The sequence below is a fragment of the Belnapia arida genome (genome assembly GCF_016773205.1).
Taxonomy (GTDB): domain Bacteria; phylum Pseudomonadota; class Alphaproteobacteria; order Acetobacterales; family Acetobacteraceae; genus Belnapia; species Belnapia arida.
The window spans coordinates 81,393-103,787 of sequence record NZ_JAETWB010000007.1 but is presented as its reverse complement, the minus strand read 5'-3'; the positions used below and the strand labels follow the sequence as shown (position 1 = coordinate 103,787).

Sequence of the window (22,395 nt, the reverse complement as noted above, 5' to 3'; positions counted from 1 at the left end):
CCATTAACTCGCCGCCGTGCCGGCAATGCCGGCGAGCCGTGCGGCTTCCACCTCAATGGCCTCGGCCAGGCGTCCGGGCGCTATGGCCACATGGACGGCCTGATCCCGGCCGAAGATGCCGCCGAGCATGTCGGCCGGCAATGGCGCCACGACCGGCAGCCCGAACCCGCCGACATGCCTCGCCCGTTCCCTTGGGCTGCCGTCGGAGGCTTCCACCAGCAGCCCGGCCTTGCCAGACCGCATCCATTCCCGCACCGAATCCCGGCCGCAGATGGCCTGGCCGCCGCGACGGGCGAAACCGACGAGATCGCGGAGGCGGCTCCTAAGGCCGTCTTCGATCCGCGCACGAAGGTCAGGGGGCGGGTTCACGGTGCCGCGAGCTGCCCTCAAGAAGGCACCGCGCGTCAGGGCGCGTTCTAACACATCGGCTTTGGCCGACAACCACATTCCCCGCCCTGGCAGCTTGCCGGCCAAATCAGGGACCAATTCGCGCTCAGGGCCGAGGACGAAGCGGATCATCCGCTCCTTCGGCAGGCTCTCCCGCGTGACGATGCAGCGGCGGAGTGGGCCCTTCTCGGCCTCATCCGCCTCGCCGGCTACCGCCGGCTCATGCTGGGGGGCCGTCTGCATTCGCGCCATCCTCGGCGAACCAGTGTTCGCGCGCCGCCATGATGACGGCATTGGCCGTCTCCTCATCCATGGCGTCGGCGCCGACGATTTCAATCAGTTCGTCGGAAGCGAGGTCGGCCAGGTCGTCCAGCGTCTTCACTCCCTTCTCACCGAGCGCCACCAGCTGCGCCGGGTTGAAGCCGCCGATCTCGGCGACCGTATCCTCGACGCCCAGCTCGCGCCGCTTCTCGTCCAGTTCCACGTCGCGGCGCTCGAGCCAGGATTCAGCGCGGCGCTTCAGCTCCGCCGCAACGCTCTCGTCGAAGCCTTCGATACCAGCCAGTTCCTCGTCCTCGACCGAGATGATGTCCTCGACCGAGGTGAACCCCTCGGTCACCAGCAGCCCGGCGATGACATCGTCCACGTCCAGCGCCTCGACGAACAGACCGGAGCGCTTGCGGAATTCCTCCTGCCGCCGCTCCGATTCCTCGGCCTCGGTCAGGATGTCAATGTCCCAGCGGGTGAGCTGCGAGGCGAGGCGGACATTCTGGCCGCGACGCCCGATGGCAAGGGACAATTGGTCATCGGGGACGACGACTTCAACCCGCCGCGCGTCGTCGTCGAGGACGACCTTGGTGACCTCGGCAGGCGCCAGGGCGTTGACGACGAAGGTGGCGTTGTCGCCGGACCAGGGGATGATGTCGATCTTCTCGCCCTGCAGCTCCTGCACCACCGCCTGGACGCGGCTGCCGCGCATGCCGACGCAGGCGCCGACGGGATCGATGCTGCTGTCGCGCGAGATCACCGCCATCTTGGCACGGCTGCCGGGGTCGCGGGCCACGGCGCGGATCTCAATGATGCCGTCGTAGATCTCGGGCACTTCCTGGGCGAAGAGCTTCGCCAGGAAACCCGGATGGGTGCGGCTGAGGAAGATCTGCGGGCCGCGCGGCTCCTCGCGCACGTCGTAGATATAGGCCCGCACGCGGTCGCCGTTCTTGAAGGCCTCGCGGGGGATGGTCTCGTCGCGGCGGAGCAGGGCCTCGGCCCGGCCGAGATCGACCATCAGGTTGCCGTACTCGGTGCGCTTCACCGTGCCGTTGATGATCTCGCCGACGCGGTCCTTGTACTCGTCGAACTGCTTGCGCCGCTCGACCTCGCGCACGCGCTGGACGATGACCTGCTTGGCGGATTGCGCGTTCACCCGGCCGAAGTCGATCGGCGGCAGCGGGTCGATGATGAACTCGCCGGCCTGGATGCCCGGCTTGATCTTCTGGGCGATGCGGAGCGGGATCTGCGTCGCCTCGTTCTCGACCGGCTCCTGGTCCACCACCTCGGTCCAGCGGGAGAGGCGGACCTCGCCGTTCTTGCGGTCGATGACGGCGCGGATGTCCTTCTCGTGCCCGTATTTGGCGCGGCCGGCCTTCTGGATGGCCTCCTCCATCGCCTCGAGCACCTCTTCGCGCTCGATCATCTTCTCGCGGGCAACCGCATCGGCGACCTGCAGCAGCTCCGGGCGCGCGATGGTGATATCGACGGCCATGGCGCTAATTCCTCCTGGGCGGCGTGGGGGCTTCGGCTACCGGTTCCCCGGCATCCGTGTCGTCTTGTTCGGGGAGATCCTGGTCAGGCAGGGCGGCCGCGGCGGCGGTGGCCTCGATCAGGGCGTCGGTCAGCACCAGCTTGGCACGGCGGATGTTGGCCCGCGGCACGGCGATGTCGGGGCCCTCATCAAGGCGCATGCGGGCGGTTTCGGAATCGGCGCCGAGGATGGTGCCGCGGAAGCGGCGGCGGCCATCCTGCGGCACCAGCAACTCCATCGTGGCAAGGTGGCCGGCGTAGTTCACCCAGTCCTTGGTGCGGGTCAGCGGGCGGTCGATGCCGGCGGAGGATACTTCAAGCGCCCATTCACCCTTGATCGGGTCCTCGACATCCAGCACGGCGCCGATGGCGTGGCTGATCGCCTCGCAATCCTCAACGCGGAAGGGGGTGCCGTCGGCGCGATCGGCCATGATCTGCACGACCGGGCGCTCTTTGCCGCTGACCTGCACCCGAACGAGTTCATAACCCATATGTTCGATGGTGGGCGCCACCGCATCGGCGATGCGGGCCTCGAGGCCTTCGTGCTGCGGTCGTTCGGTCGACAAAAACAAAAAAGGCGGCCCGCGAAGGCCACCCCCCTAAGAGCGGATGAGGTTATCTGCCGGGATTATAGGCATCGGCCAGCCCGGGTGCAAGCGGCGCTGCGCAGGGCCGTGGCGAGGGCGGCAGCGGCCTCGCGGGTGGCCTGGCGTACACCTGCCTCCGTCCAATGGATGCCGTCGAGGCCAGGGACGATGCCGGCCATGTCGCCGCCGCTGGGGAGGCCAAGCCTGGCCTGGGCGGCGCGAATTGCCTCCGCATGGCGGGCAAGGTGCGGGTCGAGGGGCTGACGGCGAGCGAGGCCGGGCAGGAGCATCGCCAACCTGCCGCTGCCGAGCAGGGTGGTGCGGCCGAGCAGCGGCGGGAGCGGGGCCAGGAGGACGGGCATTGCCGGTGAGGCGGTGCGAAGCGTGGCGACGATGGCGGAGAGGCGCTCGGCATAGACCGAGGGCGGCGTGCCAACGAGGACGTCCGTCGTGCCATGGGCGAGAATGAGGGCGGCCGAGGCTGGCGTCGCCGCCATCCGCCGGAGGCGGGCGCCGGCCGGGGTGGCGGGGTCGGCGAGCATGGCGGCGCTGCTGTTGCCCCAGGCGGCATTGACGAGGCCGAGCGGGATGCCAGGGCCGAGATGCCGCGCCAGCTCGGCGAGCAGGATGCGAGCGCCGAGCGGGGCGATTGCCGTGGTCCAGCCCGCCGCCTCGTCGGCGAGCATGGCGGCGAAGGGCGGGGCGGGCGGATCGTCCCGCCCGGCGGGGAAGGCCCCGGCCGCGGCCGGGGCAGTGTCGAAGAGGGAACTCGCCTGGGACTGGCCGGTGACGATCACCACGACGCCGATGGCGAAGCGGCCGCCGAGCGGGGTGGTGGTGCCGTCCGTCTCGCGGCGGAGCATGCGGTACCAGCCGTCGGGCGGAAGGATGCCATCCGGCGCGGGGATGACGCGGCCGGACTCGTCCTCCGCCTGCCAGGCGATGCCGGGAGGGGCGCGTGGCGCCTCCCCGATGGGATAGACCTGGTTGGGCACCGGCTGGGCCGCGGCGCCGGTGATGGTCGCGAGCCAGGCAAGAGCGAGGAGGTGGAGCATCACCCGCGCCGCGTCAGGCTCCAGTAGAGAGGGCTGCGGCCCTCGCGCAGCGCCTTCGCCTCGTAGCGGGTGCCGGGCCAGCCCTCAGGCCGGGCGGTGGCGGGGGGCGGGACGTCGAAGATATCCTGCGCCGCCATCACATCGCTGACCCAGGCCTGGTAGGTCGGGTCGTCGCTGGCGATGCGCCACTCGGCGCCAGGGCGAAGGGCGCGGGCGACGAGGGGCAGCAACGAAGGGTTCACGAAGCGCCGCTTGGCATGCCGCGCCTTCGGCCAAGGGTCGGGGAAGAGGAGGAAAAGGCGGTCGAGCGTGCCCTCCGGCAGCAGGCCGAGCAGGTGCCGGGCGTCCTGGGGCCAGAGGCGGAGATGGCCAGGCAGGGGTGCAGTGGCTTCCTCGCCCTCCGGCACCAGGGTGGTCAGCAGGGAGCAGAGGCCGTTCTCGAAGACCTCGGAGGCGATGTAGCCGACATGCGGGTTGGCCTTGATCTGGGCCAGGCTGTGCTCGCCGCCGCCGAAGCCGATTTCGAGCCAGAGGGCGGTGACGGGCGCGCCGAAGGCGGCGCGCGGGTCGGCGGCCTGCTCGGGCAGCAGGCGGAGGCGGGGAAGGGTCTCGTCCAGCAGGCGCTGTTGGCGGGGGCGGAGCGGATGGCCGCGGCGGCGGCCGTAGAGCCGGTCGGGGATGCCCTCGGCGAGCGGCGGGCGGTCGGCTGTCATCGGCGATCCTGCCATGAAAAAAGGGTGGTGCCGTGGCACCACCCCCAAGTCGCGGTCAATGGCGAAGGTTCAGCGGCCGAAGGCGCGCTTCAGCTCCGGCGCCAGCAGGTCGGTGCGCTCCCAGGTGAAGGTATCCTTCGCCTGGTCGGGCGTCCGGCCGAAATGGCCGTAGGCGCTGCTGGGGACGTAGATCGGGCGGTTCAGGCGCAGCATCTCGCGGATGCCGCGGGGGGAGAGGTTCACCATCTCCTGCACCACGCTGGCGAGCTTCGCCTCGTCGATGTCCTTCCCCGTGCCGTGCAGGTCGAAATAGACCGAGAGCGGCTTGGAGACGCCGATGGCGTAGGAGACCTGGATGGTGCAGCGGTCGGCGAGGCCGGCGGCTACCACGTTCTTCGCCACGTAGCGGGCGGCATAGGCGGCCGAGCGGTCGACCTTGGTTGGGTCCTTGCCGCTGAACGCGCCGCCGCCATGCGGGGCCGCGCCGCCATAGGTGTCGACGATGATCTTGCGGCCGGTGAGGCCGGCATCGCCGTCCGGGCCGCCGATCACGAATTTGCCGGTCGGGTTCACGTAGAACTCGGCCTCGGGCACCTCCCAGCCGGCGGGGAGGACGTCGCGCACGATCGGGCGCAGCAGCCCCTTGATCTCGGCCTGCTCCATGCCCTCGTCATGCTGGGTCGAGATGACGACGCAGGTGACGCCGACGGGCTTGCTGTCCACGTAGCGCAGCGTGACCTGGGACTTGGCGTCGGGCTGCAGGCCGCGGGCGCGCTTGTCGCCGGCATGGCGGTACTCGGCCATCTTGCGCAGGATGTTGTGCGCGAAGGTGAGCGGGGCAGGCATCAGCTCCGGCGTCTCGTTCGTCGCATAGCCGAACATGATGCCCTGGTCGCCGGCACCCTCGTCCTTGTTGCCGGCCGCGTCGACGCCGACGGCGATATCGGCGGACTGGGCGTGCAGGTGGCATTCGAAGGCGGCGTTGCGCCAGGAGAAGCCTTCCTGGTCGTAGCCGATGTCCTTCACCGCGGCGCGGACCAGCTCTTCCAGCAGGGCCGGGGTGACGCTGTCGGGGCCGCGGGTCTCGCCGGCGAGGACGATGCGGTTGGTGGTGACCAGCGTCTCGCAGGCCACGCGGGCATAGGGGTCAGCCGAGAGGAAGGCGTCGAGCACCGTGTCGGAGATCCGGTCGGCGACCTTGTCGGGGTGGCCTTCGGACACGGATTCGGAGGTGAAGAGATATTCGCCCTTGTCGCGCATGGCTTGGTTCGGCCTCTTGTCGCGGGTAACGGTCCGGCAGACCCCGGCCTGGCTGTCCCCGATTGGGGCGCGCGTGTGTCGCAGGCAGGGGGCAGGGGGTCAAGCGGAAGGGGCAGATTTCACAACACGGCTTGTTGCGATATCGTTCAGTTCATGCCCAGGACGTGCTTCATATCGTAAAGGCCGGGCGGGCGGCCCTGCAGCCAGAGGGCGGCGCGGACGGCACCCGCCGCATAGGCGCGACGATCGAAGCTGCGATGGGTCAGGACGATCTGCTCGGCCCCTGCAGCGAAGATCAGGCTGTGCTCGCCGATCACTTGGCCGCCGCGCAATGCCGCGAAGCCGATGGTGCCGGTGCCCCGGGCGCCGCAATGGCCATCGCGGCCGCTTTCGGTGCCGGCCTCCTCCAGCGTAGTGCCGCGGCCACGGGCGACGGCGCGGCCGAGGGCGATGGCGGTGCCGGAAGGGGCGTCCACCTTCTGGCGGTGATGCATCTCGAGAATTTCGGCATCGTATTGCGCGGCGGGCAGGGCGGCAGCCATGCGCTCGGCCATGGCGAGGACGAGGTTCACCCCGGTCGCGAAATTGGCAGCATAAACAATGGGGACAGCGCGCGCGGCCTTGGCAAGGGCGGCTTCCTGCGCTGTGGACAGGCCGGAGGAGCCGAGGACAAGGGGAATACCGGCGGCGACAGCCGCAGCGGCATGGGCCTCTGCCGTAGCAGCATGGGTGAAGTCGATGACGACGTCACTGGCGCTGAAGAGCGGGCCAGCGGCCTCGCCGCGGTGGAGGCCGCCGGAGAGGGCGGCACCGGCGGTGGCCACTTCCTCGGTGAGGAGCCGCCCCATGCGACCGGTGATGCCGGCGATGCCGATACGGATGGACATGGGGCGACTGTGGCCGGGCGAGGGCTGCCCGTCCAGATGGTCAGGTCAGGGAACTTCGGCCCAGTACGGGCGGACTCCATAGTAGTCCGAGACACGCTGACCCCATTGCCGGTCTGCCCAGTCGACCTCGTCGGTCGCGGCATAGCTCGGAGCGCCCTCCAGCTGCTCGCGGTCAAGATCCACCACATAGCCGCCGAGATCCACATCGTAGCGCAGCATGGACCAGGGGAGGGGATGGTAGCGCTCGCCGATGCCGAGGAAGCCGCCGAAGGCCATTACGGCATAGGCGACGCGACCGGAGCGCTTGTCGAGCATGACATCCTCGACGGTGCCAAGCCGCTCGCCGCGCCGGTTGAAGACGGGTGTACCGCCGACCTTGCCGGCAGCGATAAGCTGGGCAGTTTCCTCAATTGCCACACCAGGGGCCACGGGGCTGGTGGCCATCGGCATCTCCTATCGCGGGGAAAGGGGGGGGCGGGCGGCGGTGCGCTGGGACCAATGCGCGCCGCCGCCTGCCTGGACCGCCGATTGGGGGGAAGTGCGGCGGTCGGGATATACAACGTGGCGAATCGGAGCGGGTTCCCGCAGCCGAATCATTCTTCAGACGCCAGCCCTTAAGACGTCAGTCACGAGAGCGTTACCGTGCCAACCCGTCCCAGAAATCCTTCACCTTGGCGAAGAATCCCTCACTTTCAGGGCTGGTGCGGCCGCCCTTGGCAGCCTCGGCCTCGAATTCCTCCAACAATTCGCGCTGGCGCTTGCTGAGGTTCTGCGGAGTCTCGACCGAGACCTGGACATACATGTCGCCCCGCGTCGCGCTGCGAAGGACAGAGAAGCCCTTGGTGCGCAGGCGGAACTGGTCCCCCGCCTGGGTCCCGGCCGGGATGGTGACGCGGGCGCGGCCGCCATCGATTACCGGCACCTCCACCGTGCCGCCGAGTGCCGCCTGCGTCATCCGCAAGGGCACGCGGACGAAGATATTGGCGCCGTCCCGCTGGAAGATCGGGTGCTGGCGGATGCCGATATCGACATAAAGGTCGCCCGCCGGCGCGCCGCGGAGCCCAGCCTCGCCCTCGCCCGCGAGGCGGATGCGGGTGCCGTCCTCCACGCCTGCCGGGATGGAGACGTTGAGGTTGCGATCGCGCTGCACGCGGCCGGCGCCCTGGCAGACCTTGCAGGGGTTCTTGATGGTCTTGCCCTGGCCGCCGCAGGTGGGGCAGGTGCGCTCGATCAGGAAGAAGCCCTGTTGGGCACGGACCTTGCCGGCACCCTGACAGGTCGGGCAGGTCTGCGCCGCGGTGGAGCCGGCCTCGGCACCGCTGCCGTTGCAGGCCTCGCAGGAGACGCTGCTGGGCACGCGCACCGTCGATTTGGTGCCGGCGAAGGCCTCCTCCAGGCTGATCTCGACCGTGGTGCGGAGGTCAGCGCCGCGGCCGGAGGCTTGGCGCTGCCGGCCACGGCCGCCCCCGCCGCCGAAGCGGCCGAACATCTCCTCGAAGATATCCTCAAAGCCCGCGCCGAAGGGGTTGCCACCGGCACCGCCCCCACTGCCCGGGCCGCCGCCGCCCTCGAAGGCGGCATGGCCGAAGCGGTCATAAGCCGCGCGCTTCTCGGCATCCTTCAGAACGTCATAGGCCTCGTTCAAATCCTTGAACTTGGCCTCGGCTTCCTTGTCACCCTGGTTGCGGTCAGGGTGATAGGCCATCGCCAGCTTGCGATAGGCCTTCTTCAGCTCGTCCTCGCTCGCCTCGCGTGAGACACCGAGGATCTCGTAATAATCCCGTTTCGCCATGACCGGGGCGACATCCCCTGAGGAAGGTGCTGCGAAAAGGGCCCGGAGGAGCTAGTCCCCGGGCCCGAACTCCGACGAACCCGGCCTGAAGGCCGGGTGCGAGTCCGGCTTAGCCGGACTTCTTCTTGGTGGGGTCGACTTCCTCGAAGTCGGCATCCACCACCTTGTCGGAGCCGCCACCAGGGGCCCCGGCGCCGGGCTGGGCGCCGCCGGCCTGCTGCTCGGAGGCCTGCTGCGCCTTGTAGAGCGCCTCGCCGACCTTCATCGTCGCCTGAGACAGCGTCTCGGAGGCCGTGCGGATGGCCTCCACGTCGCCGCCCTCGAGCGCGGTGCGGGCCGCGGCGATCGCCGACTCGACCTCGCCCTTCTCGGCTGGGCCGACCTTGTCGCCGTTCTCCTTCAGCGTCTTGTCGGCGCTGTGGATCAAGGCTTCCAGGTTGTTCCGGACCTCGACGGTCTCGCGGCGCTTCTTGTCGGCCTCGGCATTGGCCTCGGCGTCCTTCACCATCCGCTCGATGTCGTTGTCCGACAGGCCGGAGCGAGCCTGAATCTTGATCTGCTGCTCCTTGCCGGTCGCCTTGTCCTTGGCACTGACGGAGACGATGCCGTTGGCGTCGATGTCGAAGGTCACCTCCACCTGCGGCACACCGCGCGGCGCCGGCGGGATGCCCTGCAGATCGAAGTTGCCCAGCAGCTTGTTGTCAGCCGCCATCTCCCGCTCGCCCTGGAAGACCTTGATCGTCACGGCGGTCTGGTTGTCGTCGGCCGTCGAGAAGACCTGGGACTTCTTGGTCGGAATGGTGGTGTTGCGGTCGATGAGCCGGGTGAACACGCCGCCCAGCGTCTCGATGCCGAGGCTCAGCGGGGTCACGTCGAGCAGCAGGACGTCCTTCACCTCGCCCTTCAGCACGCCGCCCTGGATGGCGGCACCGATGGCGACGACCTCGTCCGGGTTTACGTTGCGGGCCGGCTCCTTGCCGAAGAACTGCTTCACCGCCTCGATGACCTTGGGCATGCGGGTCATGCCGCCGACCAGGATCACCTCGTCGATCTCGCCGGCGGAGAGGCCGGCATCCTTCAGCGCCTGCTTGCAGGGCTCCATGGTGCGGGCGATGAGGTCATCGACCAGCGCCTCGAGCTTCGAGCGCGTCAGCGTCATCACCAGGTGCTTCGGCCCAGAGGCGTCGGCGGTGATGAAGGGCAGGTTCACCTCGGTCTGCTTGGCGGAGGAGAGCTCGATCTTCGCCTTCTCGGCGGCCTCCTTCAGGCGCTGCAGGGCGAGCTTGTCGCCGCGCAGGTCGATGCCCTGCTCCTTGCGGAACTCGTCGGCCAGGTAGTCGATGATGCGGGCATCGAAATCCTCGCCGCCGAGGAAGGTGTCGCCGTTGGTGGACTTCACCTCGAAGACGCCGTCGCCGATCTCGAGCACGGAGACGTCGAAGGTGCCGCCGCCGAGGTCGTAGACCGCGATGGTGCCGCCCTTCTTCTGGTCCATGCCGTAGGCGAGGGCTGCCGCCGTCGGCTCGTTGATGATGCGCAGCACCTCGAGGCCCGCGATGGCGCCGGCCTCCTTGGTGGCCTGGCGCTGGGCGTCGTTGAAGTAGGCGGGGACGGTGATGACGGCCTGCGTCACCTTCTCGCCGAGATAGGCCTCGGCCGTCTCCTTCATCTTGCCGAGCACGTTGGCGCTGATCTGCTGCGGCGCGTATTTCTGGCCGTCGACCTCGACCCAGGCATCGCCGTTGTCGGCGCGGCTGATCTTGTAGGGGACGAGGTGGATGTCCTTGTTGACGATCGGGTCGTCAAAGCGGCGGCCGATCAGGCGCTTTACCGCGTAGAGCGTGTTGTTCGGGTTGGTCACCGCCTGGCGCTTGGCGCTCTGGCCGACCAGCCGCTCGCCGTTCTTGGCGAAGGCGACCATGGAGGGCGTCGTGCGCGCCCCCTCGGCGTTCTCGATGACCCGCGTTTCCTTGCCTTCCATGATGGCGACGCAGGAATTGGTGGTCCCGAGATCGATGCCGATAACCTTGCTCATCCGTGCTTCTCCTCTGCGGCGGTCGAGGGCGGCCCTGACATGGCACCGCACCCGTCCCCTTGATCTGACCTTGCCCGGGCCTTCGGGCGCGGGCGATCTTCGGATGGGAATATTGCCGGAAGGCTTCCGGCGACGCTCCCGATGTATGGCCCGGCCAGGGGCAGGACAAGCCCCCTGGCCTGGCTGTGGCTAAATTTTAGGCGGCCGAGGCGCTGGCGGAGCCGCCTGCCGCGACGACGACCATGGCGGGCTTCAGCAGCCGGCCGTTCAGCGTCCAGGCCGGGGTCCAGGCCTGGATGACGGTGCCGGGGGCGACGCCCTCGGGCGCCGGCTGCTCGGCCATCGCCTGGTGCAGCGCCGGGTCGAAGGGCTGGCCCTGGGCCTCCTGGCGCGCGATGCCATGGCGCTCCAGCATGCCGATGAAGCTGCGCTCGACGCCCTCGAAGCCCTCGCGGAGCTTTGCCAGCAGCGGGTCCTCGCCCTCGCCCGCGGCGGGCAGGGCCTCGAGGCCGCGGCGGAGGTTCTGCGCGGCTTCCACTACGTCGCCAGCGAATTTCTGGATGGCGTAGTTGCGGGCATCCGCCACCTCGCGCTGGGTGCGTGCGCGGAGGTTCTGCGTCTCCGCCTCGGCGCGCATCCAGCGGTCGCGGAACTGCGCGACCTCGGCCTCCAGCGCTGCGATGCGCTCGGCGAAGCTGTTGGGCGGGGACTGGTCGGGGCTCGCCTCGGCTTCGGTGGCCGGGGCCGCGGCTTGGGTATCCGCCGGCGCGGTGCCCGGCGGCAGGTCGGTTGGATCGCTCATGCCTGTCTTTGCGAAATGAGGAGAACTGTCCCGCGTCAGGTAGTCGCTGCGGGAAGCCAGGGCAACGGGGTGAGTGTGGTTTACGCAAGCCTCGCGTCATAGAGCCAGCGCCGGATCTTGCGGGCGACGATGCCAGCGCTCGCCGGATGCTGGGGGTTGATCAGGATGTTCTGCTCCTCCGGCACGATGGCGGAGGGGAGGATCAGCAGGGCGGAGCGGCCGGCACGCAGCCATCGCGTGCCGAAGGCGATGCTGGCGCGCCCGGCGGGCTGGGCGTCCCAGCCGACCGGCAGGCTGGCGGGTGTCTCCTGCTGCGCGGCTGTCCACAGGGCCTCAGGAATGGCAATCTCTACCAAGTAGCGGTTGAAGGGGAGGCCGCCGGCATTCAGGTGGACGACCGTCTCCAGGCAGGCGAGGGCGCGGTTCTCCGAGGCATAGAGCATGGGCAGGCTGCGCTCGTTCCAACGGCCACCGCTCTGCTTGGCGCCGGCGCCGGAGAGGTCATCGGCCTCGTAGTCGGGCGTGTCGGTCGCAATGCGCCAGGCGGTGCGGCTCACGCATGGGCCCCGCTCTGCATCTGGGCGAGGGTGGTGGAAACGAGGGCTTGGCCTTCCATCGTATCCAACAGGTCGATCGGGCAGCGGCCGCCGAGGGCGGGCAGCGGCGCCTGGAGCCAGCGGGACATCCAGGCGGTGGCGTCGAAGCCTTCCGGGTCGCCGGAGGCCTGGATCATCGCCTCCAACTGGCCGACCAGCTTCGCCATGCCGAGCACGCGCTCGCTCTCGCCGGGGGAGAGGGTCCCGTCCTGCTTGGCCTTCTTGTTCACCGTCGCGGGCGATAGGCGCAATGCCTTGAGGGCGACGCCCTGGCCAATAGCGAGGTCGGCGAAGATGCGCTTGGCCTCGCTGGCGGAGAGGCCGGCCTTGATCATCTCGATCCGCTCGACTGCGGAGGCCTGGTAAAGGCGGAGATAGTGGGACAGGCCGGCCGGAATGGCGCGGGTATGCATACGGCTGCTCCTTTGAGCATATTAAATGCTCAAAGGAGCAGGCAAGGTCAAGGGGCGTAGGCGTAGGAGCCGCCGCGCTCCAGCGCCCGGCGATAGGCGGGGCGGGCCTGGAGCTTGCGAAGCAGGCCGAACAGGGCGGGGCGGGAAGCATCCAGCCCACCGCGGGCGGTGGCGACCTCGAGCGGGAAGCTCATCATCACATCGGCGGCGGTAAAGTCCGGGCCGGCGAAATATCCCTCCTTCTCCACCTCCGCCTCCAGGTAGTCGAGCAGGCCGGCGATATTGGCCTCGATGCGGGAAAGGACGGGGGCAGCCGCTTCGCCGACCCGGGTCAGGTAGAGCTTCACCAGCAGGGGCGTCATCGCCGAGCCCTCGGCGAAATGCATCCAATAGCGAAGGCGACGATGGGTCGGCGTGCCCGAGGGGGGCGTAAGGCGGCCGGCGCCGTGATGCTCCAGGATGTATTCAACGATGGCGCCGGTCTCGGCAACGGTCTCGCCATCCTCGACCACCACGGGGGACTTGCCGAGCGGGTGAATGGCGCGGAGCTCCGGAGGGGCGAGCATGGTCTGCGGATCCCGCTCGTAGCGGACGACCTCATAGGGCAGCTCCAGCTCCTCCAGCAGCCAGAGGATGCGCTGGGAGCGGGAGTTGTTCAGGTGATGGACCTGGATCATCGGCTGGCCTCCGGGCGTGCGGCGGCACTCTGGGCGAGCCGGAACCGGTTGTCAGGACGTTTTGCGGAACGCACCCGACCATGGCCGTGACGGTGACATCATATCAACCTGAAGTTTATTTTATGCCGTTAAGATTCCCGCAAGACGGATGACAGACAGGAAACCAGACTCACGCAATCGCGAAGTCAGACCTCCATGAGCCGCCCCGGCGGCCCGCCCTCGCATCCAGACCGGATGAGGGGCGGGTCCGCCGGGCCGGCAGGCAGAAGGCAGGAGTTTCCGATGGCTCTCCCGAGGCTGTTCATCTCGACCGATATGCAGATGATCACTGGCATCAACAACATCGATGGTGACAAGGACGACGTCCAATCCCTCGTCCATGCGCTGATGTACCAGGACAAGTTCGACATCGTCGGCATTGCCTCCAGCGTCTCGCGCTGGCAGCCCGGCAAGAACGACGCTTCCTTCATCCACCATGTCATCGACAAATACGGCGCCAACCAGGACGAGCTTGCGCGGCATGGCAGCGGCTTCAAGACGGCGGCCGAGCTGCACGGTATCACCTACCAGGGCACCAAGACGGTCGCGGGCGCGAGCGGCATCGTGGCGCAGACCGACGCCTCGCGCGCCATCGTGCGCGAGGCGCGCGAGGCCGCCGCGGCGGGCACCGACCTCTATGTCACCACCTGGGGCGGGGTCGGCGACGTGGCGCGGGCGCTGTATGACGCGCCGGACATCGCGGACAACATCCGCCTGCTCTCGGTGGCCGGCCAGGTGCAGGAGCCGAACGCGCACAAGTACCTCAAGACGAATTTCGCCGGCAAAGGCGATCTCTGGTGGATCGACGAGGCCAGCACGCATTTCGGGGTCTATGCCCTCCCCGATAACCGCTATCCGACCGGCAATAGTTGGGCCGCCAACAACGCGAAGGGGCATGGCGCGCTCGGCGACCTGTTCTACCAGAACACGATCGACATCCGCGGCACGTCGGGCGACCTGAACCTGACGAAGATGGGCGACTCGGCCACCATCCTCTACCTGATCGACACCGCCAGCAACAACGACGACCCGACGGCCGAAAGCTGGGGCGGCGAGTACCGCAAGGCCGGCAACCAGTACTGGGTGGACCGCACCGACCAGGGCTTCAACTTCGCCGAGAGCGGCGGGGCGCGGACGGTCTACGAGGACCGGGCCGCCTGGCAGGGCGACTTCGCCAAGCGCTTCGACTGGTTGACATCCTCTTCGCCGGCACCGGTGCCGACACCCGGGCCGGCGCCCGGCGGCGGGGTGGTGAAGACCGCAGGCAGCGGCAGCGACGCGGTGGTGCTGAAGATCAGCCAAGACGCCTGGAACGGCAGCGCGCAATACACCGTCAAGGTCGACGGCAAGCAGATCGGCGGCGTGATGACGGCGAGCGCCTCCCATGCGGCGGGACAGGATGACGTCATCACCATCAAGGGCAACTGGAGCGCGGGCAACCACAAGGTCACCGTCACCTTCCTCAACGATGCCTGGGGCGGCAGCGCCGGCGCCGACCGCAACCTGCATGTCGACGGCGTCAGCTACAACGGCAAGGCGCTTGCCGAGGGGACGGCCTTCCTCAACAAGAATGGCGCGGCGGATTTTACCTTTACCGATGCCGGCGGCGCGGTCCCCGGCGGCGGGGCAGTGAAGACCGTCGGCAGCGGCAGCGACGCACTGGTGCTGAAGATCAGCCAGGATGCCTGGAACGGCAGCGCGCAATACACCATCAAGGTCGACGGCAAGCAGATCGGCGGCACGCTGACCGCGAGCGCCTCCCATGCATCGGGGCAGGATGATGTCATCACCGTGCGGGGCGACTGGAACGCCGGCTCGCACAAGGTCACCGTCACCTTCCTCAACGATGCCTATGGCGGCATGGCGGGCGCCGACCGCAACCTGCATGTCGACGGCATCAGCTACAACGGCACCGACCTGGCGCGGGACACGGCGCTGCTGAACCGGAACGGGGCGGCGGATTTCGCCTTCACCGATACCGGCAACGTGGCGATGGCGGACCAGCTCTTCGCCTGAGCCGGCGGGGAGGGGCGTGCAGCCCCTCCCCCGCTACTCCCTCCAGGGATGGGCTGACCACAGGGCCTGGTACTTGTCGCGCAGCGCAGTGAGTTCGGCGAGATAGGCTTCCGGCCCAAGGAAGCGGAGCGGCAGAGCCTGCTGCGAGGCACTCATCTGGAATTCCGGGTCTTGCACCACCCGGTCCACCGCCAGCGACAGCCGTTGCAGCACGGCAGGCGGCAGGCCAGTGGGAGCGGCGAGGCCGCGCATCGAGCCCTCCACCACGTCGAAGCCCGCTTCGCGGAAGGTGGGGATCTCGAGTGCCACCTCGGTGCGGCGTTCGCCCATCTGCGCCACCATGCGGAGCAGGCCCTGGCGGCTCTCCTGGACGCCCTCCGCGACGTTCATCGAGGCGATCTCGATGGTCTTGCCGATCAGCGCCTGCTTCACCTGGGCGCTGCCGGCATAGGGAATGTGGAGCAGGCGGATGCCGGCCTGGCGCTCGAAGGCAAGAACGGCGAGGTGGTCGTCGGAGCCGATGCCGGTGCTGCCATAGCTGATGCTCTCGGGCCTGGCGCGGGCAGCGGTGATGAGGTCGGCGAGGCTGCGATAGGGGCTGTCGGTCAGGACGTAGAAGGCGCCCGGGTCATCGACGATGTTGGCGATGGGGGTGAAGTCCTCCAGCCGGAAGCGGGTGCGGCGCTCGATCGGCAGGGTGACGATGTGCGGCGTGTTGATGAAGCCGATGGTCAGGCCGTCCGGCCGCGCCCGGGCCAGTTCGCCGAAGCCGATCTCGCCGCCGGCGCCGGGGCGGTTGTTGACGACGACGGGCTGGCCGAGGTCGCGCTCCAGGAAGCGGGCGATGGTGCGGGCCGCGAGGTCGGTGCCGCCGCCGGGGGCGAAGGCGACGATCATGGTGAGCGGCCGGTCGGGCCAGTCAGCGGCCGGAGCCGGGCGGGCGAGAAGCAGGGCGGGGGCTACAAGGAGGGCGCGGCGCTTGGGCATCGGGGTTTCCCGAAATGACGAAGGCCGGGGAGTGTCCCCCCCCGGCCCTCGGTCCTGCAACCGTCGATACGCCGATCAGTCGGCGGCGAGCGCCATCCGGCTGCGGTTCATGCGGCTATTCACATGATCCTCCGACATGTCCACCACCCGTTCGGTCTCCTCCGGGGTGAAGACATGGCCGGCGCCAGACATCACGCGGTAGTCGATGGTGATGCCGCGCTGGGTGTTCAGCTTGTCGACCAGCTTCTTCACCGAGCTCTCCGGCACCAGCTCATCCGCCGCGCCGTGCAGGATGAGGCCGTTGCACGGGCAGGGGGCGAGGAAGCCGAAGTCGTAGTGGCTGGCGGGCGCGCTGATGGAGACGAAGCCGCCCATTTCCGGCCGGCGCATCAGCAGCTGCATGCCGACATAGGCGCCGAAGGAGTAGCCGGCGACCCAGAGGCTGTGCGAGTTCGGGTTCACCGCCTGCAGGAAGTCGAGAGCGGAAGCGGCGTCGGAGATCTCGCCGATGCCGCCGTCATACCGGCCCTGGCTGCGGCCGACCCCGCGGAAGTTGAATCGCAGGGTCGAGAAGCCCATGGCCTGGAAGCGCTGATAGAGCGCGTAGATCACCCGGTTGTTCATGGTCCCGCCATGCAGCGGGTGCGGGTGCAGCAGCAGCGCCACCGGCGCGTTCGGCTGCTTCGAGTGGTGGTAGCGGCCTTCGAGCCGGCCGTCGGGGCCGGCGAACATGACCTCAGGCATCGTCCCGTGGGTCCAATTCCGGTTGTGCCCTGCGCGTCTGGGCTGCCGACGGGGAGGTGTACCAGCCCGCCGACAGGCCAAGCGCGCAAGTGCGCTTGCTGGGGAAGTCCTTGCCGGCCTGACGGGGCCAGCCCCGGTCCATGTTCCACCCGGCCCAAAGGTTGACCGGATTGGTCGGACAAAATAGCCTGATGGATGCGACGCTCCCGGAGGGGACGTGTTTCATCGCAGCAGCTATGTCTCCAGTTCATGGATCGGCAACCCCCCAGACAGTCTCCCGGATCCGGGGGTGGCGGGAATATAGGGATGCGCCTCCACGTTTCATAACGAATTCAAGGCGCGGCCCCCTCGTTCACGGCATGGGGCCGGGTGGCGTGCCGGCCGGGCGCTTGGAATCAGGGGATTGGGCGATGCGACTTTCTACCCGTGGTCGCTATGCGGTGATGGCAATGGTCGAGCTCGCGGTTCGAGACGGAGGGTGCGAAGCCGCTGGAAGACCTGGGAATCCAGCGTCACGGCCGGTCTCGCTGGCGGACCTGGCCGGGGCACAGATGCTCTCGGTGGCTTATCTCGAACAATTGTTCGGTCATCTGCGGCGGGCTGGGCTTGTTGCCTCGGCGCGCGGACCGGGGGGCGGCTACCGGTTGGCCCGGCCTGCGGCGGAAATCGCCATTGCCGCCATCGTCGATGCGGTGGACGAGCCGCTGCGGGCAACCCGCTGCGAGGAAGGCTCGCCGGGATGCCTGGCCGGTCGGAAATGCCTGACACATGATCTATGGGAGGAACTTGGCGAGCAGATCCGCCTCTTCCTGGCCCATCTGACGCTGGCGGACATCGTTGCCGGGCGGATTGCCGGACGGGCCAATGTGCCGCGGATGCAGGCGGCAGTGGAATGACCTTGTATCTGGATGCGAATGCCACCGAGCCCCTGCGGCCGACGGCGCGGACGGCCGTGCTCGCGGCGCTGGATGCGGGGGGAAATCCTTCCGCCATCCATAGCACGGGCCGGGCAGCCCGGCGGCGGCTGGAGGAAGCGCGGGAGGCCGTCGCGGCGCGCTTCGGGGCGCGGCCCGGGGATGTCGTCTTCACCGCTGGCGGGACGGAGGCGAATGCGCTTGCCGTCCATGGCCTCGGGCGCGGGCGGCGGGTGCTGGCCGGGGCGACGGAGCATCCGGCGGTGCTGGCGGCCGCGGGAACGGGCGCGGAGGTGGTGCCCGTGCTCGGCGACGGGCGGGCCGATCTCGCTGCGCTTGAGCGGATGCTCGCCGGCGGGCCGCCGGCGCTGGTCTGCCTGATGGCAGCCAACAACGAGACGGGGGTGATCCACCCCATCGCCGAGGCGGCTTCGCTTTGCCGAGCATACGGGGCGCTGCTGCACATGGATGCGGTGCAGGCGGCGGGGCGCATTGCCTTGCCCGAGGAAGCCGACAGCTGGGCGATCTCCGGCCATAAGCTTGGCGGGCCGCCGGGGGCAGGAGCGCTGCTGCTGCGGGCGGGGCTCAACCTGCCGGCGCTGATTGCGGGCGGCGGGCAGGAGCGTGGGCGGCGCGGCGGGACGGAGCCGTTGCCGGCCATCGCCGGCATGGCGGCGGCAGCGGCGGGCCCAGGCGAAGCGGCGCGGCTGGCGGCGATGCGGGACCGAATCGAGGCGGGGGCGGCGGGCTTGGCCGTCATCGCCGGGGCAGGGGCGCCGCGGCTGCCGAATACCAGCTGCATCATCCTGCCGGGCGTGGCGTCCGAAACGCAGGTGATCGCGCTCGACCTCGCCGGCGTCCGGGTTTCGGCGGGGGCGGCATGCTCCTCGGGGAAGGTGGCACGGAGCCCGGTGCTGGGGGCGATGGGGCTCGGCGCGCTGGCGGGATGCGGCATCCGCGTCTCGCTGCCCTGGAATGCGCCGGAGGATGCGGCAGAGCGCTTCCTCGAAGCATGGTCTGCCATGCGCGTCCGCCTCTCCAAAAGCGCGGCCTGAGGGGCCACCATCTGGGGCATGCGATCGAACCGGCCCGTCTATCTCGACAATCACGCCACCACGCCGCTCGACCCGCGGGTGCTGGCCGCCATGCGGCCCTGGTGGGAGGAGAATTTCGCCAACCCCCATAGCGTCGAGCACGCCATGGGGCGCGCAGCGGAGGAGGCGGTGGAGGCGGCGCGGGCGGAGGTCGCCGCGCTGGTCGGGGCGGAGGTGCGAGAGATCGTGCTGACCTCCGGCGCGACGGAGGCGAACAACCTCGCCATCAAGGGGGCGGCGCGCTTCGCCCGCAGCCAGGGCAGCGAGCGGCGGCGGGTCGTGACGCTGGCGACCGAGCATAAATGCGTGCTGGAGAGCGTGCGGGACCTGGCCGAGGAAGGGTTCGAGCCGGTGCTGCTGCCGGTCGGGGCGGATGGGCTGCTCGACCTCGACCTGCTGCGCGGGGCGGTGGATGGGCGGACGCTGCTCGTCTCCGTCATGGCGGTGAACAACGAGATCGGCGTGGTGCAGGACCTCGAGGCGATCGGGGCCATCGTGAAGGCGGCCGGCGCCCTGTTCCATACCGATGCGGCGCAGGCTGTGGGTCGTATCCCGCTCGATGTGGCGGATATCCAGGCCGACCTGCTCTCGATCTCCGGGCACAAGATCTATGGGCCGAAGGGCATCGGCGCGCTCTATGTGCGCCGGCGGCCGCGCGTCCGCCTCGCGCCGCTCTTCTCTGGCGGCGGGCAAGAGCGGGGGCTGCGCTCGGGAACCCTGCCGGCGCCGCTGGTAGTCGGCCTCGGCGAGGCGGCGCGGGTGGCGGGCATCGAGGCGATGCTGGATGCCGGGCGGATCGCCGGGCAGCGCGACCGCTTCCTCAATGCGCTGCGGGTGGAGGTGCCTGATATCCGGGTGAACGGGCACCTGGAGCGGCGGGTGGCAGGCAACCTCAACCTCACCTTCCCCGGCGGCATTGATGCCCAGGCACTGATGGCGGCGGCGCCGGAGGTCTGCGTCTCGACCGGCTCGGCCTGTTCATCGGCGGCGGTCGAGCCATCTTATGTCCTGCGGGCGCTCGGGATTCCTGAGGCGGAGGCACGCGCCACCTTGCGGATCGGGATCGGTCGCTTTACCTCGCCCGCGGATGTGGACCGGGCCGCGGCATCCCTTGCCGCGGGCTGGCGGGCGGCCGTTGCGGGAGCGAGCAGGTAGAATGCCGAAGATGACCTTCGTCGAGCGGGACGGCACCAAACGGGAGGTCGATGCACCGCTCGGCCTGTCAGTGCTGGAGATCGCGCACAAGCACGGCGTCGATATTGAGGGCGCCTGCGAGGGCTCGCTGGCCTGCTCGACCTGCCATGTCATCGTCGATGGCGGCTGGTTCACGAAGCTGGCGGAGCCGACCGAGGACGAGGAGGACATGCTCGACCTCGCCTTCGACCTGCAGGAAACGAGCCGGCTCGGCTGCCAGATCATCATGACCGAAGCGCTAGACGGTCTGGTGGTGAAGCTGCCCTCCGGGACCAGGAACGCCGGTGGCTGATACTCCCTGGACGGATTTTGGGGCTGAGGGCGGGCTGTTCCGGCGGTTGCGGAAGGCCTGCGCGAGCGATTGGGCGGCCTATACCTGGCATCCCTTCGTCCGGGGAATCTCGGACGGGACGCTGCCGCTGGCGGCCTTCCGCCGATACCTGATCCAGGACTACCTCTTCCTCATCCATTTCGCGCGGGCCAAGGCGCTGGCGGTGTTCAAGGCTGAGAGCATTGAGGCGATGCGGGACAAGACCGCCTCCATAGCCGCTATCCTGGCCGAGACGCAGCTGCATCTCGGCTACTGCGCGGAATGGGGGCTGGACGAAGCCGAAGTACGCGGCACGCCGGAAAGCGCTGAGACGGTCAGCTACACCCGCTACGTCATCGACCGCGGCCTGGCGGGGGACATCCTCGACCTCGAAGTGGCGCTCGCCCCGTGTACGGTGGGCTACGGCGAGGTGGCGCTGCGCATCCTCGCCGACCCGCACCGGCGGCGCGAGCGCAACCCATACCAGAGCTGGATCGACGCCTACGCCGCGCCGGGCTACCAGGCGATGGCGCGGGCGGCGGCCCTTAGGATCGATGCGCTGGGAGAGAGCCATGGCGGCTCGGCGCGCTTCCCCATCCTCTCGGCGACCTTTGCCGAGGCGGCGCGGCTGGAGGCGCGGTTCTGGCAGCAGGGGCTGGACGCGGCCTGATGCGTATTCTGGTTGCCATGTCGGGAGGAGTCGACAGCAGCGTCGTCGCGGGGCTGCTGAAGGCGGAAGGGCATGAGGTCATCGGCGCCACCCTGCAGCTCTACGACCACGGTGCGGCGACGAGCCGGAAGGGCGCCTGTTGCGCCGGGCAGGACATCCACGATGCACGCCGCGTGGCGGATACGCTCGACATCCCGCATTACGTGCTGGACCGGGAGAACCGGTTCCGCGATGCCGTCGTAAGGGATTTCGCCGATAGCTATGCGCGGGGCGAGACGCCCATCCCCTGTGTGCGCTGCAACCAGACCGTGAAGTTCGAAGATCTGGTCGGGCTGGCGCGGGACCTGGGGGCGGAGGCGCTGGCGACGGGGCATTATGCGCGGCGCATCGAAGGCGCGGCGGGGGCGGAGCTGCACCGCGCCGCCGATCCGGCGCGGGACCAAAGCTACTTCCTTTTCGCCACGACGCAGGCGCAGCTTGACTTCTGCCGCTTCCCGCTCGGCGGGATGCCGGACAAGGCGGCGGTGCGGGCGGAGGCGGCGCGGCTCGGCCTCGCGGTGGCGGAGAAGCCGGACAGCCAGGATATCTGCTTCGTGCCCGAGGGTCGGTACTCCGAGGTCGTCGCCAAATTCCGGCCGGATGCGGCGGAAGAAGGTGAGATCGTCCATCTCGACGGGCGGGTGCTCGGGCGGCATGCGGGCATCGCACGCTATACGGTCGGGCAGGGGCGCGGGCTGGGGCAGGCATCGCGCGATGGGGAGCAGCCGCTCTATGTCGCGGCGGTGGAGCCGGGGCGCCGCCGCGTTGTCGTCGGGCCACGGGCAGCGCTGCCGCAGGCCGAGGTCGCCGTCGCCGAGGTGAACTGGCTGAGCGCGCCGCCGGAGGGACCCATCGCCTGCCAGGTGAAGCTCCGCGCGCGGGAGGTGCCGCAGCCGGCCCTCGCGCGCTGGGATGCGGCGGCCGGCGTGCTGCGCGTCACTCCGGACGTGCCGGCCATCGCGGCACCGGGCCAGGCCTGCGTGCTCTATGACGGGGAGCGGGTGCTGGGCGGCGGCTTCATCAGGCGGGAGGCGGCATGACCCGGCCGCCACGTCCCGCCAAGCCGAAGGGCGCCAAGGGCCAGGGGCGCCGGGTGGCGCAGCTCGAGACGGAGCTGGCCGAGGCCAGGGCGAAGCTCGCCAGAGCGGAGGCGAGCCTTAGCGAGTTCGAGAAGGGTGGCGTCGAGGCCTATGCGGCGCGGCGGATCGCGGCCCTGGAAGAGGGCCAGCAGGTGGCGCGCGGGCAGGCCGTCGAGGCGGCTATTGCCAAGGCACGGGCCGAGGGGGAGCTGAAATCGCTCAAGGATGCGATCGGCAAGGTGCCGGGCTTCCATGGCTGGCTGCTGCGCCGGGCGGCAGCGAAGCTCGACAAGGGATAAGCCCGG

General features: G+C 69.3%; 24 protein-coding genes. 8 read left to right on the top strand and 16 right to left on the bottom strand.

Translation table 11 applies throughout. From position 1 onward, the window contains the following. Positions 1-3: 3 nt before the first annotated feature. The 14 genes from JMJ56_RS16285 to JMJ56_RS16220 form a co-directional block, all read right to left on the bottom strand. The gene (locus JMJ56_RS16285) at positions 4-630 is read right to left on the bottom strand and encodes an RNA-binding protein (RefSeq protein WP_202832821.1); all 627 of its coding nucleotides are present in this window, start codon (positions 628-630) and stop codon (positions 4-6) included. Then, a complete protein-coding gene (nusA, locus tag JMJ56_RS16280) occupies positions 608-2,149 on the bottom strand; it encodes a transcription termination factor NusA (protein WP_202832820.1) in 1,542 nt (513 codons plus the stop codon). The genes JMJ56_RS16285 and nusA overlap by 23 nt, the downstream gene beginning before the upstream one ends. 4 nt (positions 2,150-2,153) lie before the next feature. After that, positions 2,154-2,753 (bottom strand): ribosome maturation factor RimP, encoded by a 600-nt coding sequence (gene rimP, locus JMJ56_RS16275; RefSeq protein WP_202832819.1) that lies wholly within the window; start codon positions 2,751-2,753, stop codon positions 2,154-2,156. Positions 2,754-2,815: 62 nt separating this feature from the next. Beyond that, positions 2,816-3,829, bottom strand: a complete 1,014-nt coding sequence (locus tag JMJ56_RS16270) for an SGNH/GDSL hydrolase family protein (protein ID WP_202832818.1) — start codon at positions 3,827-3,829, stop codon at positions 2,816-2,818. After that, on the bottom strand, positions 3,829-4,542 hold the full coding sequence (gene trmB, locus JMJ56_RS16265; protein WP_202832817.1) for a tRNA (guanine(46)-N(7))-methyltransferase TrmB: 714 nt from the start codon (positions 4,540-4,542) through the stop codon (positions 3,829-3,831). Before trmB ends, JMJ56_RS16270 begins: the two co-directional genes overlap by 1 nt. 69 nt (positions 4,543-4,611) lie before the next feature. Beyond that, positions 4,612-5,802: a methionine adenosyltransferase gene (gene metK, locus JMJ56_RS16260; protein WP_202832816.1), complete on the bottom strand. Its 1,191-nt coding sequence runs from the start codon at positions 5,800-5,802 to the stop codon at positions 4,612-4,614. A 146-nt stretch (positions 5,803-5,948) separates the two neighbouring features. Next, positions 5,949-6,689: a 4-hydroxy-tetrahydrodipicolinate reductase gene (gene dapB, locus JMJ56_RS16255; RefSeq protein ID WP_202832815.1), complete on the bottom strand. Its 741-nt coding sequence runs from the start codon at positions 6,687-6,689 to the stop codon at positions 5,949-5,951. A gap of 45 nt (positions 6,690-6,734) precedes the next feature. After that, positions 6,735-7,133, bottom strand: a complete 399-nt coding sequence (locus tag JMJ56_RS16250) for a PRC-barrel domain-containing protein (RefSeq protein ID WP_202832814.1) — start codon at positions 7,131-7,133, stop codon at positions 6,735-6,737. Between the two features lie 193 nt (positions 7,134-7,326). Continuing rightward, positions 7,327-8,481 carry a molecular chaperone DnaJ gene (gene dnaJ, locus JMJ56_RS16245; RefSeq protein ID WP_202832813.1) on the bottom strand — a complete coding sequence of 385 codons (1,155 nt, stop codon included), beginning with the start codon at positions 8,479-8,481 and terminating at the stop codon, positions 7,327-7,329. 109 nt (positions 8,482-8,590) lie between these two features. Next, entirely contained in the window at positions 8,591-10,516 is a 1,926-nt protein-coding gene (gene dnaK / locus JMJ56_RS16240; protein WP_202832812.1) for a molecular chaperone DnaK, read from the bottom strand. A gap of 196 nt (positions 10,517-10,712) precedes the next feature. Beyond that, the gene (locus JMJ56_RS16235; RefSeq protein ID WP_202832811.1) at positions 10,713-11,318 is read right to left on the bottom strand and encodes a nucleotide exchange factor GrpE; all 606 of its coding nucleotides are present in this window, start codon (positions 11,316-11,318) and stop codon (positions 10,713-10,715) included. Between the two features lie 80 nt (positions 11,319-11,398). Then, on the bottom strand, positions 11,399-11,875 hold the full coding sequence (locus JMJ56_RS16230; protein ID WP_202832810.1) for an RES family NAD+ phosphorylase: 477 nt from the start codon (positions 11,873-11,875) through the stop codon (positions 11,399-11,401). Then, positions 11,872-12,327, bottom strand: coding sequence for an antitoxin Xre/MbcA/ParS toxin-binding domain-containing protein (locus JMJ56_RS16225; protein WP_202832809.1), 456 nt, complete (start codon positions 12,325-12,327; stop codon positions 11,872-11,874). The genes JMJ56_RS16230 and JMJ56_RS16225 overlap by 4 nt, the downstream gene beginning before the upstream one ends. Before the next feature lie 47 nt (positions 12,328-12,374). After that, a complete protein-coding gene (locus JMJ56_RS16220; RefSeq protein WP_202832808.1) occupies positions 12,375-13,004 on the bottom strand; it encodes a glutathione S-transferase family protein in 630 nt (209 codons plus the stop codon). Positions 13,005-13,286: 282 nt separating this feature from the next. Between JMJ56_RS16220 and JMJ56_RS16215 the strand changes: the two genes are divergently transcribed. Beyond that, entirely contained in the window at positions 13,287-15,059 is a 1,773-nt protein-coding gene (locus JMJ56_RS16215) for a nucleoside hydrolase-like domain-containing protein (protein WP_202832807.1), read from the top strand. Positions 15,060-15,092: 33 nt separating this feature from the next. Here the strand turns inward: JMJ56_RS16215 and JMJ56_RS16210 are convergent, their stop codons facing one another. Continuing rightward, a complete protein-coding gene (locus JMJ56_RS16210) occupies positions 15,093-16,046 on the bottom strand; it encodes a tripartite tricarboxylate transporter substrate binding protein (protein WP_202832806.1) in 954 nt (317 codons plus the stop codon). A gap of 75 nt (positions 16,047-16,121) precedes the next feature. Next, a complete protein-coding gene (locus tag JMJ56_RS16205) occupies positions 16,122-16,790 on the bottom strand; it encodes an alpha/beta hydrolase (RefSeq protein WP_202832805.1) in 669 nt (222 codons plus the stop codon). Positions 16,791-17,164: 374 nt separating this feature from the next. Here JMJ56_RS16205 and JMJ56_RS16200 point away from each other — a divergent pair, with 374 nt between their 5' ends. From JMJ56_RS16200 to JMJ56_RS16170, 7 genes are read left to right on the top strand one after another with little or no spacing between them, the layout of a single operon-like run. Continuing rightward, positions 17,165-17,686: an Rrf2 family transcriptional regulator gene (locus tag JMJ56_RS16200; protein WP_456318793.1), complete on the top strand. Its 522-nt coding sequence runs from the start codon at positions 17,165-17,167 to the stop codon at positions 17,684-17,686. Further along, positions 17,683-18,759 (top strand): cysteine desulfurase family protein, encoded by a 1,077-nt coding sequence (locus tag JMJ56_RS16195; RefSeq protein WP_202832804.1) that lies wholly within the window; start codon positions 17,683-17,685, stop codon positions 18,757-18,759. Before JMJ56_RS16200 ends, JMJ56_RS16195 begins: the two co-directional genes overlap by 4 nt. Positions 18,760-18,777: 18 nt before the next feature. Further along, positions 18,778-19,953 (top strand): cysteine desulfurase family protein, encoded by a 1,176-nt coding sequence (locus tag JMJ56_RS16190; RefSeq protein WP_202832803.1) that lies wholly within the window; start codon positions 18,778-18,780, stop codon positions 19,951-19,953. 1 nt (position 19,954) lies between these two features. Beyond that, complete coding sequence (locus tag JMJ56_RS16185) at positions 19,955-20,284, top strand: ferredoxin family 2Fe-2S iron-sulfur cluster binding protein (protein WP_202832802.1); 330 nt, start codon at positions 19,955-19,957, stop codon at positions 20,282-20,284. Further along, positions 20,277-20,972, top strand: a complete 696-nt coding sequence (locus tag JMJ56_RS16180; RefSeq protein ID WP_202832801.1) for a TenA family protein — start codon at positions 20,277-20,279, stop codon at positions 20,970-20,972. The genes JMJ56_RS16185 and JMJ56_RS16180 overlap by 8 nt, the downstream gene beginning before the upstream one ends. Continuing rightward, positions 20,972-22,051, top strand: coding sequence for a tRNA 2-thiouridine(34) synthase MnmA (gene mnmA / locus JMJ56_RS16175; RefSeq protein ID WP_202832800.1), 1,080 nt, complete (start codon positions 20,972-20,974; stop codon positions 22,049-22,051). Before JMJ56_RS16180 ends, mnmA begins: the two co-directional genes overlap by 1 nt. After that, complete coding sequence (locus JMJ56_RS16170) at positions 22,048-22,389, top strand: hypothetical protein (RefSeq protein WP_202832799.1); 342 nt, start codon at positions 22,048-22,050, stop codon at positions 22,387-22,389. Before mnmA ends, JMJ56_RS16170 begins: the two co-directional genes overlap by 4 nt. Positions 22,390-22,395: the final 6 nt, after the last annotated feature.